This is a genomic window from Kitasatospora sp. NBC_00374 (assembly GCF_041434935.1).
Lineage (GTDB): Bacteria > Actinomycetota > Actinomycetes > Streptomycetales > Streptomycetaceae > Kitasatospora.
Window position 1 is genome coordinate 4,593,141 of sequence record NZ_CP107964.1, and the last position, 17,121, is coordinate 4,610,261.

General features: G+C 72.9%; 15 protein-coding genes. 13 read left to right on the forward strand and 2 right to left on the reverse strand.

Annotated elements, in window-relative coordinates; translation table 11 throughout:
* The first annotated feature begins 17 nt into the window (after positions 1 to 17).
* Both OG871_RS20660 and OG871_RS20665 read left to right on the forward strand, forming a co-directional pair.
* Complete coding sequence (locus tag OG871_RS20660) at positions 18 to 872, forward strand: NAD(P)H-binding protein (RefSeq protein ID WP_371498446.1); 855 nt, start codon at positions 18 to 20, stop codon at positions 870 to 872.
* 292 nt (positions 873 to 1,164) lie between these two features.
* Positions 1,165 to 2,412, forward strand: a complete 1,248-nt coding sequence (locus OG871_RS20665) for an IS701 family transposase (protein WP_371498447.1) — start codon at positions 1,165 to 1,167, stop codon at positions 2,410 to 2,412.
* A 7-nt stretch (positions 2,413 to 2,419) separates the two neighbouring features.
* Here OG871_RS20665 and OG871_RS20670 read toward each other — a convergent pair whose 3' ends face one another.
* On the reverse strand, positions 2,420 to 4,372 hold the full coding sequence (locus OG871_RS20670; RefSeq protein WP_371498448.1) for a helix-turn-helix domain-containing protein: 1,953 nt from the start codon (positions 4,370 to 4,372) through the stop codon (positions 2,420 to 2,422).
* 264 nt (positions 4,373 to 4,636) lie between these two features.
* Between OG871_RS20670 and OG871_RS20675 the strand changes: the two genes are divergently transcribed.
* Both OG871_RS20675 and pabB read left to right on the forward strand, forming a co-directional pair.
* A complete protein-coding gene (locus OG871_RS20675; RefSeq protein WP_371498449.1) occupies positions 4,637 to 5,404 on the forward strand; it encodes a methyltransferase in 768 nt (255 codons plus the stop codon).
* 14 nt (positions 5,405 to 5,418) lie between these two features.
* Positions 5,419 to 7,566 carry an aminodeoxychorismate synthase component I gene (pabB, locus tag OG871_RS20680; protein ID WP_371498450.1) on the forward strand — a complete coding sequence of 716 codons (2,148 nt, stop codon included), beginning with the start codon at positions 5,419 to 5,421 and terminating at the stop codon, positions 7,564 to 7,566.
* Here the strand turns inward: pabB and tal are convergent.
* A complete protein-coding gene (gene tal, locus OG871_RS20685) occupies positions 7,493 to 8,692 on the reverse strand; it encodes a transaldolase (protein ID WP_371498451.1) in 1,200 nt (399 codons plus the stop codon). The two genes, pabB and tal, sit on opposite strands and share 74 nt — an antisense overlap.
* Before the next feature lie 266 nt (positions 8,693 to 8,958).
* On the opposite strand from tal, the gene OG871_RS20690 reads away from it, so the two are divergent.
* The 9 genes from OG871_RS20690 to OG871_RS20730 all read left to right on the forward strand — a co-directional run bounded on the left by OG871_RS20690 (position 8,959) and on the right by OG871_RS20730 (position 17,088).
* On the forward strand, positions 8,959 to 9,576 hold the full coding sequence (locus OG871_RS20690; RefSeq protein ID WP_371498452.1) for a flavodoxin family protein: 618 nt from the start codon (positions 8,959 to 8,961) through the stop codon (positions 9,574 to 9,576).
* A 116-nt stretch (positions 9,577 to 9,692) separates the two neighbouring features.
* Positions 9,693 to 10,916: a 3-deoxy-7-phosphoheptulonate synthase gene (locus OG871_RS20695; protein ID WP_371498453.1), complete on the forward strand. Its 1,224-nt coding sequence runs from the start codon at positions 9,693 to 9,695 to the stop codon at positions 10,914 to 10,916.
* A 74-nt stretch (positions 10,917 to 10,990) separates the two neighbouring features.
* Positions 10,991 to 11,761 carry a 2,3-dihydro-2,3-dihydroxybenzoate dehydrogenase gene (locus OG871_RS20700; RefSeq protein ID WP_371498454.1) on the forward strand — a complete coding sequence of 257 codons (771 nt, stop codon included), beginning with the start codon at positions 10,991 to 10,993 and terminating at the stop codon, positions 11,759 to 11,761.
* A gap of 64 nt (positions 11,762 to 11,825) precedes the next feature.
* Positions 11,826 to 12,419 (forward strand): isochorismatase family protein, encoded by a 594-nt coding sequence (locus OG871_RS20705; RefSeq protein ID WP_371503368.1) that lies wholly within the window; start codon positions 11,826 to 11,828, stop codon positions 12,417 to 12,419.
* On the forward strand, positions 12,416 to 14,296 hold the full coding sequence (locus tag OG871_RS20710; protein WP_371498455.1) for an anthranilate synthase family protein: 1,881 nt from the start codon (positions 12,416 to 12,418) through the stop codon (positions 14,294 to 14,296). The genes OG871_RS20705 and OG871_RS20710 overlap by 4 nt, the downstream gene beginning before the upstream one ends.
* Positions 14,293 to 14,622 (forward strand): hypothetical protein, encoded by a 330-nt coding sequence (locus tag OG871_RS20715; RefSeq protein ID WP_371498456.1) that lies wholly within the window; start codon positions 14,293 to 14,295, stop codon positions 14,620 to 14,622. Before OG871_RS20710 ends, OG871_RS20715 begins: the two co-directional genes overlap by 4 nt.
* A 171-nt stretch (positions 14,623 to 14,793) precedes the next feature.
* A complete protein-coding gene (locus OG871_RS20720; RefSeq protein ID WP_371498457.1) occupies positions 14,794 to 15,810 on the forward strand; it encodes a 3-oxoacyl-ACP synthase III family protein in 1,017 nt (338 codons plus the stop codon).
* Between the two features lie 75 nt (positions 15,811 to 15,885).
* Positions 15,886 to 16,689, forward strand: a complete 804-nt coding sequence (locus tag OG871_RS20725) for an arylamine N-acetyltransferase (RefSeq protein ID WP_371498458.1) — start codon at positions 15,886 to 15,888, stop codon at positions 16,687 to 16,689.
* Between the two features lie 6 nt (positions 16,690 to 16,695).
* Positions 16,696 to 17,088: a DUF4440 domain-containing protein gene (locus OG871_RS20730; protein WP_371498459.1), complete on the forward strand. Its 393-nt coding sequence runs from the start codon at positions 16,696 to 16,698 to the stop codon at positions 17,086 to 17,088.
* The last annotated feature ends 33 nt before the right edge of the window (positions 17,089 to 17,121 follow it).

Consider the following 17,121-nt stretch of genomic DNA (forward strand, 5'->3'; position numbering starts at 1 on the left):
AACCAGGAGAGACTGTTATGAACACCGAGCCGATCCTCGTCATCGGAGCCGGCGGCCAGGTGGGTGCTTCCGTGGTGGAGCAGCTGGTCGCGGCGGGAGCCAAGGTCCGGGCCAGTGCCCGCAACCCCGAGAAGCTGTCGGTACCGGCCGGGGTCGAGGTGGTCCGGGCGGACGTGCTCAGCCCCGAGACGCTGCCGGCCGCGCTGGCCGGGGTGCGCAAGGTGTTCCTCTACGCCCTGCCGCAGGGGATCGCCGACTTCCTGGACGCGGCCCGGGCCGCCGGGGTCGAGCAGATCGTCCTGCTCTCCTCGCAGACCGTCGTGGACGCCTTCCCGGAGCAGAAGCCGATCACCGAGATGCACCGGGCCGTGGAGGAGGCGATCGCCGGCTCCGGCATCGCGTACACCTTCCTGCGGCCGCACAACTTCGCCACCAACATCCTGATGTGGGGCTGGCCGGAGTCGATCCGGACCGAGGGCCGGGTGCGCTTCCCGTACCCCGGGTCGCACAGCGACGCGATCCACGAGAAGGACATCGCGGCGGTGGCGGTCAAGGCGCTCACCGAGCCGGGACACGAGGGCCAGGCGTACTTCCTGAGCGGCCCGGAGTCGGTCACCCAGCGCCGGCAGCTGGAGATCATCGGCGAGGTGATCGGCCGGGAGCTGGTCTTCGAGGAGCTGACCGACGCCGAGGCCCGCCGCGCGCTGGAGCCGATCGTGCCGATCTGGGTGATGGACGCGGTGGTCGGCTACTGGGAGCACTCGGACGGTGTGCCCAGCCACCTGAGCGACACCGTGGAGCGGATCACCGGCCGCCCGGCCCGCACCTTCGCCGAGTGGGCGGCGGACCACGCAGCGGAGTTCACCGGCTGACGGGAGGGGACGGGGAAGGGACGGGAAGGGACGGGAAGGGACGGCAGGGCCCCCGAGGGGAGCGCGGACACAGGTCCGCCCTCCCCGCGGGGGCCCTGCCGTGTGTGGTGGGCGCACCACACCGGCCCCGGCGGGAGAGCCGGGATCGCGGGAGGGCGGACGGCCGGGGTGGTGGTGCGGCCACCATCCGGGCGGCGAACCGGGTGACGAGCGCACCTTAGCCGGACCGGGCTGCCGACCTAGCGTTGAGAAGCGGCGCGGTCCAGCCAATCGTCCAGCTGAGGGGGATCCCATGAGCAGCCTTGCCCTGTACCCCGGTACGCCCAAGTCGTCCGGCGCGTCGAAGCCCGCGCCGTCCGCGGCCTTCGATCCGCACCACGATGTGATGCTCCAGGAGCTCTGCTCCGTGGTCCTCGCCTCGCTGCCCAGAAGCGACCAGCGGCGCAAGGGCGTGCAGTACGTGCGCGGCCTGCTGGGCGCCGAGGGGCGCAAGTCGATCCGCAACATCGCCACGGTGGTGGGCGGAGCGGCGGCCGAGCAGAGCCTGCACCACTTCATCGCCAGCTCCACCTGGGACTGGGGTCCGGTCCGCCAGGCGCTCGCCCAGCACCTGGCCCGGATCGCGCCGCCGCAGGCCTGGGTGCTGCGGCCGACGGTCATCCCGAAGGCCGGCGAGCACTCGGTCGGCGTGGACCGCAGATTCATCCCCTCGCTCGGCCAGGTGCTCAACGCCCAGCAGGCGATCGGGGTCTGGGCCGCGTCGGCGGAGTCCAGCTACCCGGTGAACTGGCGGCTGCACCTGTCGCAGGCCTGGCTGGAGGACGGCCCCCGGCGCAGCCAGGCGTCCATCCCGGACGGCGTGGACGCGGAGAGCCTGGGCGACTGCGCGGTCGAGGCGTTCCGCGGGATGACCTCCCGCTGGGGTCTGCCGATGCGCCCGGTGGTGGTGGACGCGGGCGACGCGGACGCCGGCCGGATCGTCCGGCGGCTGCGGGCGCTGCCCACCCCGCTGCTGGTGCGGATCAACGGCAACCTGCCGCTGGCCCCGGCCGGCGCCGCGCTGCCCGGCCGGACGGTCGAACTCCGGCCCGCCCAGCAGCTGATGGGCGCCGCCCGGGATCTGCGCCGGCCGGTGGTGTGGTCCGACCACACCGCCCAGGGAGCGCCCAGGACCAGCCTGGTCGCAGGGGTCAAGGTCCGGCTGCCCGGACCGCCGGTGCGGCCCGCCATGCCGGTGCGCGGGATCCGCGGCGACGAGCTGCTGCTGCTCGGCGTGAGCGCTCCCGGCCGCCGCTGGCCGACCGAGCTGTGGCTCACCGACCTGGTGGAGGCCCAGCCGGCCGCGCTGCTGCGGCTCGGCCGACTGCTCGACCGGGTGGACCGGGACTTCAACGAGGTCGCCGACCAGGTCGGTGTCCGGGACTTCGCGGGCCGCTCGTTCGGCGGCTGGCACCGGCACGTGACCCTCGCCTCGACCGCGCACGCGGTGGCCATGCTGGGCCGCGGCGCGGGCGAGGGCGGTCTGCGGTATGCGTCCTGACCCGGGCTCAGGCCCGGTGCTCCCCCGGCGCGGTGTCGTCCGGGGCCTCGCGGCGGTCCAGCAGGACCTGCCGGATCCGGGACAGCCGAAGGGCCAGCTGGATCTCGAAGGCCCGCTCCGGCTTCTGCCAGTCGGGGCCGAGCAGCTCGCTGATCCGCTCCAGCCGGCGGGCCACCGTGTTGGTGTGGACGTGCAGCCTCTGGGCGGCGTAGGTCGGGCTGTTGCCGGTCTCGAAGTACGCGTTGAGGGTCCGGGCGAGCTCGGTGAACCGCTGCTGGTCGTAGTCCAGCACGGGCCCGATGGTGGAGTCGACGAAGCCGTCGACGTCGTGGTTGTCGGCCAGCAGCACGCCGAAGAAGCCGAGCTCGCGGGCCGAGGCGGAACGGCCGGTGGCGCCGAGCGCGGTCATCGCGTCCAGGCAGCGCAGCGCCTCCTGGTGGCCGTGGAAGACCGAGGTCGGGTCCAGGGCCGGGCCGGCCGCGCTCACCGTCACCGGGTGGCCGAGCAGCGGCGTGAGCTCCTCCGTCACCGCGCGGGCGGCGGCGCTCGGGTCGGTGCCCGGCAGCAGCAGGACGGCCAGACCGTCCTGGACGCGCTTGAGTCCGCTCATCCGGTGGGCGTACAGCGAGGCCCAGGTGGCGACCTTGCCCTGCGCCTCGCCCTCCGGCCGGGCCACCACCACGACGTGCGGCTTGCCCAGGTCGATGCCCAGCCGGCGGGCGCGCAGCATCAGCTGCTGCGGCGGGCGCTGGGGGTTGGCGAGCAGCTCGTCCAGCAGCTCGTCACGGACGTGGCCCACGGCGATCGCCGTGCGGCTGTTCTCCAGCAGCAGCGGTATCGCGACGGCCTGGGCCACCACCCGGGTGAGCTCTTCGCCGCGGTCGGCCAGCGGCGAGTCGGTGCGCAGGAAGAGGGTGCCGAGGCCGACGGTGCCGGCGCTGACCGGTGCCGCCCAGGTACCGTCGGCGAGCCTGACCGGTCCGCGCGAGGCGTGCGCGTCCATCGCGGCCAGGACCACGGAGTTCTCGTCGCGCTCCGGCATGTCGGAGGCGGAGGTGAGCACGGTGCCGTCGGCCGCGTAGACCCGGATCGCGCCGCCGAGGCGCTTGCAGACCTCGCGGGTCAGCGAGTGCGGATCGCCGCCGCTCAGTGCCAGGTCGATCAGCCGGGTGTGCAGCTCGCTCAGTTCGGTGGCCAGCCGGAGTCCGACCTCGGCCTCGGTGCTGTGCTGTTCGAGGTCGGTGACGGTCGCGCTGGTCTGGTCGAGCAGCTGGGCCTTCTCGATCGCCACGCCGGCCAGGTCGCCGAGCGAGCTCATCAGGGCGATCTCGTCGGTGGTGAAGTGGCGCACGTTGCGGTCGGCGACGTAGAGCACCCCGAACGGGTGGTTGCGGTGGCTCAGCGGCACACCCATGATGGCGTGCAGGCCCTCGGCGCGGACGGTCTCGTCGATCGCCTGGTTGTGGGCGATCCGCTCGTCCGACAGGTAGTCAGGAGTCCAGAACGGTGCGGGGTTGGCCAGCACGCTGCTGCCGAGGCCGGCGCCGTCGGGCAGGCGCAGGCCCACGCTGAGCGTCGAGGTGTGGCCGTCGGAGGTGCGGACGTAGATGTAGCCCTGCTGGGCGTCGGGAAAGCTGATGTACGACATGTCGACACCGAGCAGCAGCCGGGCCCGACGGGTGATCACCTTCAGCAGGGTGTCCAGGTCGTAGGGCATGGCGAGGTCCCGGGCCGTGTCGACCAGGGCGGACAGGCCCGCCTCGCGCTGCTGACGGCGTCTGGACTGGGAACGTATGCTCAGACCCAGCTGTTTCAGCCGTTCGAGCCGCTCCAGCTCCTCACCGGTGGTGCCCCGTAGCCGGGCCTCCTCCACCAGGTCCTCGAACTGCTGGGCCGGCGCCTCGCTGGCCAGGTATTCGAGGACGCTGAATGCGGCCGCCTCGGTACGCCCCTGCAACACCGATCCTCCCCACCTCTCCCCCAATTGCGGTCATTCAGTGTGACGGCCCGCATACCGGAAGGTATGTGCAGGCCGAGCTCTTCGTCAACCGTGGGTCAAGTTGGGAGGGGGTATGTGGCGCGCCCACTGGTGCCCCGGCCACCGCCATTCGTCACCCGGTGTGTTGCCGGATCACCTTTCGCTGTCAGTGCCCCTTGAGTGAGGCTTGAGTCGCCCGAGAGCAGTGGGGCGGGAATCGGCCGGTGAGCTTATGAGGGGAAGCTGATGCTGGAGGTCACGGACTACAGGCGCTCGTTGGAGCGGAGCCGGATGTCGCGGATGCGACAGGACGGGCGCTCGACGTTCCTGCTCCACCAGCGCGAGTGGGACCTGCTGGAAGGGGTGTTCGCCCCGGCCGACTCGCCGTCCACCGGGATCGCCCTGGATCTCCTCGGCCTGTCCTGCGGGCTGCCCGGCGGCCGGATCGACTCCCTGCTGGAGATCGGCTGCGGCGCCGGCGTGATCGCGGTGGCCGCGGCGCTGGCGGGCTGCGAGCGCGTGGTCGCCTCCGACATCAACCCGGCGGCGGTGCGCAACACCGAACTGAACGCCGCCCGGCACGACATGGCCGGCCGGGTCCGCGCGGTGCACAGCGACCTGTTCGAGGCGCTCGACCCGGAGGAACGCTTCGACACCATCTTCTGGAGCTCCAACTACGTCATGGCTCCGGAGGGTTACCGCTACGAGCACATGCACGAGCGGGCCTACGTCGACCCCGGCTACGCCGCGCACCGCCGGTTCCTGGCCGAGGCGCCGAACCGGCTGCGCCCGGGCGGCCGGGTCCTGCTGCACTTCAGCACCAGAGGCGACGTGCTCAGCCTGCTGAGACTCGCCGGCCAGTCGGGCCGTGGTCTGCGGATGGTGCGCACGATGACGATCCAGGAGGGCGCGTGCGAGGTCGAGCACATGCTGCTGGAGGTCACCGCCCCGCCGCAGCGCGAGATCGTCGTGCCGCGTCCGCGCTCGGCCGAGCGGGAGCGTGAGCGGCTGTGAAGTCTGGGAAGAGCGTGCGCACTCTGCTGATAGACAATTACGATTCCTTCACATTCAACCTCTTTCATTACCTGGCCGAGGTGAACGGCCAGGAGCCCGTCGTGGTGGTCAACGACGACCCGACCTGGCGCTACGAGCAGCTCGACGGCTTCGACGCCGTGGTCATCTCCCCCGGCCCCGGCAGCCCCGAGCGGGAGGCCGACTTCGGGATCTGCGCGGAGATCCTGGCCAAGGGGGAACTGCCCACCCTCGGGGTCTGCCTCGGCCACCAGGGGATCGCCGCCCTGCACGGCGGCCGGGTCGAACGCGCCCCGGAGCCCTTCCACGGCCGGGTCTCGCCGGTCACCCACGACGGCACCGGCCTGTTCGAGGGCCTGCCCTCACCGCTGGACGCCGTCCGCTACCACTCCTTGACCGTGGACCAACTGTCCCCGCTGCTGGAGGCCACCGCCTGGACCGCGGACGGCGTGCTGATGGGCCTGCGCCACCGTGACCTGCCGCTCTGGGGCGTGCAGTTCCACCCCGAGTCGATCGGCGGCGACGACGGCCGCCGCCTGCTCGCCAACTTCCTGCGGATGGCCGCCGACCACAACCGCCGGCACGGCCGGGCGCCGCGCCCGGCCGAGCGCGAACTGCCCGTCCCGGACGACCGCTTCCTGCCGCGCCGCGCGCTGAAGGTGCTCAGCCGCACCCTGCCCACCCGCTGGGACGACGAGGTGGCCTTCGACCGCCTGTTCCGCGGCGGCCCCTACGCCTACTGGCTGGACAGCAGCAGGCCGGACGAGGGCGCGGGCCGCTTCTCCGTGATGGGCGACGCCTCCGGGCCGCTGGGCCGGGTGGCCGTGGCCGACGTCGAGCACGGCACCGTCACCGTCCACTCGCCGACCGGCACCGAGGTGGTCGCCGGCCCCTTCCTGGACTGGCTGGACCGCGACCTGCGCAGCCTGCGGACCGAACTGCCGGACCTCCCCTGCGAGTTCGCCCTGGGCTGGGTCGGCTACCTCGGCTACGAGCTCAAGGCCGAGTGCGGCGGCGACCGGGCGCACCGCTCGGACACCCCCGACGCCGTGCTCGCCTTCAGCGGCCGGGCCCTGGTGCTCGACCACGCCACCGGCACCAGCCACCTGCTGGCCCTCGCCGAGGAGGGCGACGAGGCGCGGGCGCAGGCCTGGCTCGACCTGGCCGGCGAACGGCTGGCCCTCACCGAGGGTCGCCGGCTGCACCTGGCCGGCCCGCCGCTGCCCTTCGGGCCGCTGCGGGCGCGCCACGACCGGCCGGCCTACCTCGGCCTGGTCGACGCCTGCCTGCGGGAGATCGACGCCGGCGAGAGCTACGAGGTCTGCCTGACCAACATGCTGGAGGCGGCCGGGCCGCTGGACCCCTGGGAGGGCTACCGCTACCTGCGCCGGATCAGCCCGGCGCCGTACGCCGCGCTGCTCTCCTTCGGGGACCTCGCCGTGCTGTCCACCTCGCCGGAGCGCTTCCTGCGGGTGGACCGGGACGGCCTGGCCGAGTCCCGCCCGATCAAGGGGACCAGGCCGCGGGGCGCCACCCACCGGGAGGACCGGGAGCTGGTCGCCGAGCTGCTGAGCAGCGAGAAGGACCGGGCCGAGAACCTGATGATCGTGGACCTGGTCCGCAACGACCTCGGCCGGTGCGCCGAGATCGGGTCCGTCCGGGCCACCGAGCTGTTCACGGTCGAGTCCTACGCCAAGGCGCACCAGCTGGTCAGCGTGGTGCAGGCGCAACTGCGGCCGCGGGAGAGTGCGGTGAGCTGTGTGCGGGCCGCGTTCCCGCCCGGTTCGATGACCGGTGCGCCCAAGCGGCGGACCATGCAGATCATCGACCGGCTGGAGCAGGGCCCTCGCGGCGTCTACTCCGGGGCGATCGGCTACTTCTCGCTGAACGGCGCGGCCGACCTGAGCGTGGTGATCCGCACGGTGGTGGCCACCCCGGGCCGGGTCCGGTACGGCGTCGGCGGGGCGGTCATCGCGCTGTCCGACCCCGAGGGGGAGTTCCTGGAGACCGCGGTGAAGGCGGTCCCGATGGTCGCGCTGGCCGGGACGGAGTTCCCGACCGGACGTCAGTTCACCGATCGCGGTGCGCAGCGGAGCCCGTCCCGGGTGGAGCGCCGGGACACAGCCGTGGAGCCGGTGCACTGACCGAGACCATCCGCAGCTGCTCGGCGATCGAGGTGCGCAGCAGCAGCCAGGAGTCGACCAGGCGGGGGACGCTCTCGGTCTCCAGCCTGCGGACCACCGCGTCGTAGGAGATGCCGAGCCGGCCGAGGCGGTCCAGGACCTTCTGGGCCGCCTCGTGCTGGCCCATCAGGGTGTCGCCGCGCAGCCGGCTGTGCCGGGCGGCCTGGTCCAGGGTGCTCGGGGACATCGCGTTCACGGTGCCCCAGGAGACCAGGGACTCCACGTAGCCGGTGCCGGGGCCGACCCGGCCGGCGGCCGCGGTGGTGTCGGTCCACATCAGCCGCTGCGGGCGGGCCCCGGCGGCGCGCAGGGTGCGCCAGCGCTCGCCGCCCAGGTGCTCCTCGTAGACCCGGTACAGCAGCCGGGCCGCGGCGAGGGCGGCCTGTCCGAGCAGGGAGCGGGCGTCCTCGCTGCCGAGCTCGCCGAGCAGGCCGTCCACCTCGTGGTCGACCCGGCCGACCGGGAGCGAGGCCACCGAGGCGATGACGGCCAGCCGGCGGTCGGCCGCGTGGGCGATCTCCAGGCCGTCGAAGTAGGCGTCCACCACCTGGGTGTAGCGGGCCACCGAGTAGATCTCGGTGGCGTGCACGCCGATCCCCAGGCCGATGCAGTCGCGGATGGCGGCGAGCCCGGCCGCGGTGGCCGGGATCTTCACCAGGGCGTTCGGACGGCCGACGGCCCGGGCGAGCTCGGCGGCCTCGGTGACGGTGGCCGCCGCGTCGTGGGCCAGCCGCGGGTCGAGGTCCATCGACACCAGCCCGTCGTAGCCGTGCGTCGACTCGAAGACCTCGCGCAGCTCCTCGCAGGCCAGCCGGAGGTCCTGGACCGAGGCGGCCCACAGTGCGCCGTCCACGGAGACCCGGTGGTGGGCGAGCCGCAGCAGCTGGTCCCGGTAGGCGGTGCCGTGGACGAGGGCGTCGGCCAGCGCCGCCGGGTCCGAGGTCGCGCCGCGGACTCCGGTCTCGTCGACCAGCCGGGTCAGGGCGCCGGAGGCCAGCAGCCCGCGGTGGATGCCGTCCAGCCAGGGCGAGACGCCCTCCGCGACCAGCTGCCTCAGATGGCCGTGATTCGCTGGTGCCAGCGGCAATTCTTTCAAGGCTGGATCACTGCTCCCAGTCCGGTCCCGCAGTCCCGTAATGCGGTACTCCCGGGTCGAGGATAAGCGGCCATTTGCCGTCCCTTGGTGGGCTTCGGAATTCCTTGTCATGTTCTAACCGGGGCCGATAGTTCCAGTTCGACCTGATGGAGTATCGGTCACCTGACGAAGTGACCCGTACGGCGTTGGCCGCTTCCGCCGGGCCGGAACAGGATCGGCAAAACGAGCAGCCACCCGCGTCAGGGAGTACACCGGTCATGACAAACGTCGCTGTCATCTATTACTCGTCCACCGGAAATGTCCACCGGCTGGCCCGGGCCGCCGCCGAGGCGGCCGAGGCGGCCGGCGCCGAGGTACGTCTGCGGAGGATCCCCCGGCCCGCCGAGGAGACATTCGTGCCCGGCACCGAGGAGGCCGCGGCCGGCCTGCGGGAGGCGACCGGCGACATCCCGGAGGCCACCCTGGACGACCTCGACTGGGCCGACGGGATCCTGTTCGGGTCCCCGGTCCGGTTCGGGCTGCCGGCGCCCGCGGTGATCAGGTTCATCGACACCACCGCGCCGCTGTCCATCCCCGGCCGTCTCGCCAACAAGGCGGTGTCCGCGTTCACGTCGGGCTCGGCCCCGCACGGCGGCCACGAGACGACCATCCTCGCGCTGCACAACGCCTTCTGCCACTGGGGTTCGCTGATCGTCGCCAACGGTTCGACCGACCCGGTGCTGTTCCAGCCCAACAACGGCAACCCGTACGGCAGCAGCGCGGTCTCGCGCAACAAGCCGGGCCAGGTGCACGAGGAGAACCTCGCCGCGATCGCCTACCAGGCGCGCCGGGTCACCGAGGTCGCGGGCGTCGTCCGCGGTCTCAAGACCGCCTGACCGCCGCGGGCGCCGACCACCTCGACCCCCCACGCCCCGCACTCCGTTCTGTTCCGGTACCACCCGGGCCGGCGGCGCGGATCCGCCGTGCCTGCGACCTCACCATGGAGATACCAGTGGACAACGCACTGCTCGACATCGGTTCACACCCCGCACTGCGGGAGTTGGACGACGACCTGCACGAACTCACCGCCGCCCGTACCGCACTCCAGCAGCCGCTCTGGGAGGACCGCGACGAACTCGACCGGGTGAAGCAGGCGCTGGCCGCCGGCCCGCCCCTGGTCAAGGCCGACGACGTCCGCAGACTGCGCTCGCTGCTCGCACAGGTGGCCGACGGCGAGGCACACCTGGTGCAGGCCGGCGACTGCGCCGAGGACCCGGCGGAGTGCGGCGAGGACTACGTCGCCCGCAAGGCCGGGCTGCTGGACACCCTGGCCGGGGTGCTCAAGATGGCCACCTACAAGCCGGTGGTCCGGGTCGGCCGGATGGCCGGCCAGTTCGGCAAGCCCCGCTCCAGTCACACCGAGCTGGTCGACGGTCTCGAACTCCCGGTCTACCGCGGGCACATGGTCAACGGGCCGGAGCCCGTGCCGGGCGCCCGCAGGCCCGACCCGAAGCGCCTGCTGGCCGGCTACCGGGCCGCCGCCCGCGCCATGGGCCACCTCGGCTGGCTCGACCCCGCCCAGCGCTCCACCATCTGCCCGCCGGTGTGGACCAGCCACGAGGCCCTGCTGCTCGACTACGAGCTGCCGATGGTCCGGCGCGACGAGAACGGCAGCCTGCTGCTCGCCTCCACACACTTCCCGTGGATCGGCGAGCGCACCCGTCAGGTGGACGGGGCGCACGTCGCCCTGCTCGCCCGGGTGGTCAACCCGGTCGCCTGCAAGGTCGGCCCGGGCATGTCCGCCGACGAGCTGCTGACCCTGTGCCAGATCCTCGACCCCGACCGGGAGCCCGGCCGGCTCACCCTGATCGCCCGGATGGGCGCGCAGGCCGTCACCGACCGCCTGCCCGCCCTGGTCCGCGCCGTCCGGGCGGCCGGACACCCGGTCATCTGGCTCACCGACCCGATGCACGGCAACACCGTCACCGCGCCCGGCGGTCTGAAGACCCGCCTGCTGGAGACCGTGGTCCGCGAGGTCGAGGGCTTCCAGCAGTCCGTCCTCGCCGGCGGCGGCATCGCCGGCGGTCTGCACCTGGAGACCACCCCGGACGACGTCACCGAGTGCGTCGCCGACGCCGGCGCGGTCGGCGGGGTCGGCGAGAGGTACACGAGTTTCTGCGACCCGCGGCTCAATCCGGTCCAGGCCATGTCCGTGGTCCTGGCCTGGCAGGGCTGACGACGGATCGCGGACATCCCCAACCACACCAGCCGGCCCGCGAGACGGGACCGGCACGTAGGGAGGTCCGACCCATGGAGAACAAGGTAGCCCTGGTGACCGGGGCGGCCGGCGGCATAGGCGCCGCCGTCGCCCGGGCCCTGGGCCGACGCGGCGTCCTGGTGGCCGCCGTGGACCGGGACGCCGACCGGCTCGCCGAGCTCGTCGAGAAGCTGGCCGCCGACGGCATCCACGCCGAGGCCTGCCCCGCCGACGTCACCGACTCCGCCTCGGTCGAGGCGGTGGTCGAGCAGATCGAACAGCGGCTCGGCCCGATCGAGTACCTGGTCAACGCGGCCGGTGTGCTGCGCCTCGGCGAGGTGCGCACCTTCAGCGACGAGGACTGGCGGACCACCTTCGCGGTCAACGCGAACGGGGTCTTCCACACCTCCCGCGCCGTGGTCAACCGGATGGTGCCGCGGGGGCGGGGAGCGATCGTCACGGTCGCCTCCAACGCCGCCGTCACCCCCCGCAGCGAGATGGCCGCCTACGCGGCCTCCAAGGCCGCGGCCACGCTCTTCACCAAGAGCCTCGGCCTGGAGGTCGCCCGGCACGGCATCCGCTGCAACCTGGTCGCCCCCGGATCGACCGACACCCCGATGCTCAGCTCGATGTGGCAGGACGACACCGGGCGCACCAACACCATCGAGGGCCGGCCCGACGCGTACCGGGTCGGAATCCCGCTGCGCAAGCTGGCCGCGCCCGCGGACGTCGCCAACGCCGTCGTCTTCCTGCTCTCGGACGAGGCGGGCCACATCACCCTGCACGACCTGACCGTGGACGGAGGCGCGAGTCTCGGTGCCTAGCAGCACTCTCACCCCGACGACCGAGCGGCCGAGGGCGGGCATCCCCGCCGTCACGCCGTACCCGATGCCGACCGCGGGCGAACTGCCCGCCAACATCGCCGACTGGACGGTCGACCCCGACCGCGCGGTCCTGCTGGTGCACGACATGCAGCGGTACTTCCTCCAGCCGCTGCCGGCCGAGGGACCGGGCGACGAACTGGTCCGCAACGCGACCCTGGTCCGCGAGCGCCTCGCCGCGCTCGGCGTACCCGTCGCCTACACCGCGCAGCCCGGCGGCATGTCACCCGAGGAGCGCGGCCTGCTCGCCGACTTCTGGGGCCCGGGCATGCGGGTCGACCCGGCCGACCGGCTGATCGTCGACCCACTGGCACCCCGGCCCGACGACTGGGTGCTCACCAAGTGGCGCTACAGCGCGTTCTTCCGCTCCGACCTGCTGGAGCGGATGCGCCGCGAGGGCCGTGACCAGCTGGTCATCTGCGGTGTCTACGCACACGTCGGCGTGCTGATGACGGCGGTGGAGGCCTTCACCAACGACATCCAGCCCTTCCTGGTCGCCGACGCCGTCGCCGACTTCTCCCAGGCGCACCACCGGATGGCGCTGGAGTACGCCGCCCAGCGCTGCGCCGTCGTCCTCACCGCGAAGGAGATCCTGCCATGAGAGACCTGCTGGGCCGGGTGCTGGCGGAGCTGCCGCCCGCGTTCGCCCTGCTGCACCGGCCGGAGACCGGTACGGCCGGCGCGATCGACGTGCTGACCGGCGAGGTCTCGCTGCCGCCGACCCTGGCCGACATCCCGCTCGCCGAGGACGGGCCGGCCGGCCGGCACGAGGTGCTGGTGCTGGTCCCGTACCGGCAGCTCGCCGAGCGCCGGTTCGAGGCCGCCGACGACGGGGCGCCGCTGATCGCGATGTCCGTCACCGAACAGGAGACCGTGCCCGTCGCCGAGGCGCTGGCCCGGATCCCGGACGTCCGGATCCAGCTCACCGGCGGTCACTTCGACATCGGCGACGAGGAGTACGCCGAGACCGTGCGCCGGGTGATCGCCGAGGAGATCGGCCAGGGCGCGGGCGCCAACTTCGTCATCAAGCGCGACTTCGTCGCCGACATCACCGACTACGGCACCGGCGCCGCGCTGGCCTTCTTCCGCCGGTTGATGCAGCGCGAGTCCGGTGCCTACTGGACCTTCCTGGTCCACACCGGCGACCGGACCCTGGTCGGCGCCGGCCCCGAGCGGCACATCAGCGTGCAGGGCGGCACCGCCGTCATGAACCCGATCAGCGGCACCTACCGGTACCCGCCGGCCGGCCCCAGCCTGCCGGAGGTGATGGACTTCCTGGCCGACCGCAAGGAGGCCGACGAGCTCTACATGGTGGTCGACGAAGAGCTCAAGATGATGGCCCGGATCTGCGACACCGGCGGCCGGGTGGTCGGCCCGTACCTCAAGGAGATGGCCCGGCTCGCCCACACCGAGTACTTCATCGAGGGCCGCACCGACCGCGACCCGCGCGAGATCCTGCGCGAGACGCTGTTCGCCCCCACGGTGACCGGCAGCCCGCTGGAGAGCGCCGCCCGGGTGATCAACAAGTACGAGCCCGAGGGCCGCGGCTACTACAGCGGCATCGCCGCGCTGATCGGCCGCGACGAGCGGGGCGGGCGCAGTCTGGACTCCGCGATCCTGATCCGGACCGCCGACATCGACGCCGGCGGACGGGTGCGGATCGGGGTCGGGGCCACCCTGGTACGCCACTCCGACCCGCTCTCCGAGGTCGCCGAGACCCGGGCGAAGGCCGCCGGACTGCTCGCCGCCCTGGAGGCCGACGGACCGGCCCGGTTCGGCTCCCACCCCAGCGTCCGGGCGGCCCTGAAGGAGCGCAACGGCACCATCGCCGGCTTCTGGCTGGCCGACGACGCGGAGCGCGAGCGCCCGCACCCGGAACTGGCCGGGCGCCGCGTCCTGGTGGTCGACGCCGAGGACACCTTCACCTCCATGAGCGACCACCAGCTGCGCTCGCTCGGCCTGGACGTCACGGTGCGCCGCTTCGACGAGCCGTACGACTTCGACGGCTACGACCTGGTGCTGATGGGCCCGGGGCCGGGCGACCCGGGCGATCTGGACCACCCCAAGGTGGCCCACCTGCACGCCGCCGTGCGGCGGCTGCTGGCCGAACGCCGCCCGTTCCTCGCGGTCTGCCTCAGCCACCAGGTGCTCAGCCTGACGCTCGGGCTCCGGCTGCGCCGCCGGGAGGTGCCCAACCAGGGCGTGCAGCGGGAGATCGACCTGTTCGGCGCCCGCGAGCGGGTGGGCTACTACAACACCTTCTCCGCCCTCAGCCCGGCCGACCGCTTCGACGCCCCCGGCGTCGGCACCGTGGAGGTCAGCCGGGACCGGGAGACCGGCGAGGTGCACGCGCTGCGCGGCCCGCACTTCGCCACCATGCAGTTCCACGCGGAGTCGGTGCTCACCCAGGACGGCGTGCGGATCGTCGGCGCGATGATCGCCGACGTGCTCGGGGCGGGCGCGGTGGCGGCCCGGTGAAGGTCGTCGTCGCGTGGTGGGACCTGGCCGGCTCCGGGCAGAGCATCGACTCGCTGCGGGCCTTCCTGCGGGACGAGGCGGTGGACCGCTGGGCGGGTTTCGAGGGGCTGCTGCTGAAGGCGTGGGTCGCCGACCGGGCGAACGACCGGTGGGGCGCCGTCCAGCTGTGGGAGTCCGAGGACGCCTTGCGGCAGCCGCTGTCCACCCGGGCCGCCGAGCTGATCGGGTACCCGCCCACCGAGCGGCTGGTCTTCGACCTGGAGGCCACCACTTCGGGGCCGAACGGCGTGGCCGCCCTGGCCGGGCTCGGGCTCGCCCTGGCCTGACGGTGCGTCGGCCCTCCGCCGCCGGCGGGGGCCGGCGCACCGAATTCCGGACACCGAGGACGACACCGCCGATTTACCTGACAAGGTCGGATCGAGGGCTTTGCTCCGGGAGTTCCCCGCGCGGGACGATCAGATACGGATGAGCCCGAGGAAAACGAGGGGAAAAGAACAATGATCACGACGGGCACAATCCCGCCGGACCGGTCATCTTCCGCGATCGCCGTCCTGGGCACCGGCTCGTACCTTCCGGCTCATGTGATCACCAATGACGAGGTCGGAGAACCCGCCGGCGTCACCGGTGAATGGATTCACGGAAAGACCGGAATTCGCAACCGGCGCCGGGCCAAACCGGACGAGGCCACGTCGGACCTCGCCGTCATCGCCGCCCGCGCGGCGCTGGAGAGCGCCGGACTGCGGGCCGCCGACATCTCGTTGATCGTGGTCGCCACCTCGACCCCCGACTCCCCGCAGCCGCCCACCGCCTGTGTGGTCGCCGACGAACTGGGCGCCCTGCCCGGCACCGCGGCCTTCGACGTCAACGCGGTGTGCAGCGGCTTCGTCTTCGCCCTGACCACGGCCGAGCGGATCCTGAGCGGCTCCGACGGCCGGTACGCCCTGGTGATCGGCGCGGACGTGTACTCCCGGATCCTCGACCCGGCCGACCGGCGGACCGCGATCCTGTTCGGCGACGGCGCCGGCGCGGTCGTGCTCGGTCCGTCCCGCGGCGGTGAGGTGGCGGCCACCCGGCTCGCCAGTTTCGGCGCCGACCGCGAACTGATCGAGGTGCCGGCCGGCGGCAGCCGCCTGCCGGCCTCGCACGAGACCGTCGAGCGGGGTCTGCACTACTTCACCATGAACGGCCGCGGCGTCCGCGACTTCGTGGCCGACAACGTCCCGGGCGCGGTCCGCGAATTCCTCGCCGACGCCGGGACCACGCCCGCAGCCCTGGCCCGTTTCGTCCCGCACCAGGCCAACGGCCGGATGCTGGAAAGCCTCTCGGCCGAACTGGGCATCCCCTCCGAGCGGACCTGCACCACATTCGAGGAATTCGGCAACACCGGTTCGGCGTCCGTCCCGATCACCCTCGACCAGGCCGCCCGGGCCGGCGAGCTCGCCCCCGGCGACCTCGTCCTGCTGGCCGGATTCGGCGGCGGGATGGCGATGGGACTGGCGCTGCTCCGCTGGTAGCGGCCGCCGCGGGCGCCACGCCCGCGGCAGGCTGCCCGGCACCCCGAAGACCCCCACTGACCCAAGGAGACGGTGATGGACGACACCCTGGTGGACGACTACCTGCGCCGGATCGGCGCCCGGCGGCCCGAGCGGCCCGACCTCGACGGCTTGCGGCACCTGCAGGAGCGGCACGTCCTGTCGGTCCCGTTCGAGAACCTCGGCTACCACCTCGACGAGCAGATCCACATGGACGAGCGGGTGCTCGACAAGATCGTCCGCCAGCACCGCGGCGGCGGCTGCTACGAGGTCAACCCGGCCTTCTCCTTCCTGCTGGAGGCGCTCGGCTACCGGGTCGAGATCCTCCCCGGCCGGGTCTTCCGCCCGGGCGGGGTGTACGGGCCCGCGCTCTGCCACCTCGCCCTCAAGGTCGAACTCGACGGCGTGGACTGGCTGGTGGACGTCGGCTTCGGCCGCAACAGCCGCCACCCGCTGCTGCTCGACTCCCGTGAGGTCCAGCAGGACCCGGACGGCGCGTACCAGCTGCACGACGCCCCCGGCGGCGGCGTCGACATCCACCTGAACGGCAAGCCGCTGTACCGCCTCGACGACCGCCCGACCCGCCTCGACGACTTCGCCCCCACCCTGTGGTGGTGGCGCACCTCGCCCGAGTCACCCTTCCTGCAGGACGTGTTCTGCTCGCTGCGGACCGAGGACGGCCGGATCACCCTCAAGGGCAACCAGCTCTCCTTCGCGGCCGGCCGCGAACGCTCCAACGAGGAACTCCCCGACGACGCGGCCGTGCTGGCCGCCTACAAGACGCACTTCGGCTTCAGCCTCGACCGGCTGCCGAGCCCGCCGCAGACCGCCGGCGCCACGGCCGGCGTGCAGACGGGCTGAGCGGCCGTGACCACCGTCCTCCACCCGCTGCCGACCGAGGCCGCCGACCTGCCGTACGCCTTCCAGGCGGCCTTCAACTCCGGCGACCTCGCCGCCGTCGACCGGCTCTTCGAACCGGGGGCGCTCTTCGTCACCACCCCCGGGCGGACCGTCGCCGGCGACGAACGCCGGGCCGCCAACGCCGAGTTCCTCGCCCTCGGCGTCCCGATCCGGCTCACCCTGCGGCACGCCTACGTCAACGGCGACCTCGCCCTGCTGATCGGCGACTACCTGATCGAGGGCACCGCCCCCGACGGCACCCCGGTGCACGACCGGGGCACCGCCACCGACGTGGCCCGCCGCGGCCCGGACGGCATCTGGCGGTACGCCATCGACAACCCCGCGGGCACCGACCGCTGACGCCCCGCCCCCGCCCCGCACTCCTCGACCCCG

What these genes read in the sequence shown, in the direction of transcription:
- OG871_RS20675 (WP_371498449.1), top strand. Translation starts at nt 4,637, where the DNA reads ATGCTGGAGGTCACGGACTACAGGCGCTCGTTGGAGCGGAGCCGGATG.
- OG871_RS20660 (WP_371498446.1), top strand. Translation starts at nt 18, where the DNA reads ATGAACACCGAGCCGATCCTCGTCATCGGAGCCGGCGGCCAGGTGGGT.
- OG871_RS20665 (WP_371498447.1), top strand. Translation starts at nt 1,165, where the DNA reads ATGAGCAGCCTTGCCCTGTACCCCGGTACGCCCAAGTCGTCCGGCGCG.
- OG871_RS20700 (WP_371498454.1), top strand. Translation starts at nt 10,991, where the DNA reads ATGGAGAACAAGGTAGCCCTGGTGACCGGGGCGGCCGGCGGCATAGGC.
- OG871_RS20705 (WP_371503368.1), top strand. Translation starts at nt 11,826, where the DNA reads ATGCCGACCGCGGGCGAACTGCCCGCCAACATCGCCGACTGGACGGTC.
- OG871_RS20690 (WP_371498452.1), top strand. Translation starts at nt 8,959, where the DNA reads ATGACAAACGTCGCTGTCATCTATTACTCGTCCACCGGAAATGTCCAC.
- OG871_RS20725 (WP_371498458.1), top strand. Translation starts at nt 15,886, where the DNA reads ATGGACGACACCCTGGTGGACGACTACCTGCGCCGGATCGGCGCCCGG.
- OG871_RS20720 (WP_371498457.1), top strand. Translation starts at nt 14,794, where the DNA reads ATGATCACGACGGGCACAATCCCGCCGGACCGGTCATCTTCCGCGATC.
- OG871_RS20710 (WP_371498455.1), top strand. Translation starts at nt 12,416, where the DNA reads ATGAGAGACCTGCTGGGCCGGGTGCTGGCGGAGCTGCCGCCCGCGTTC.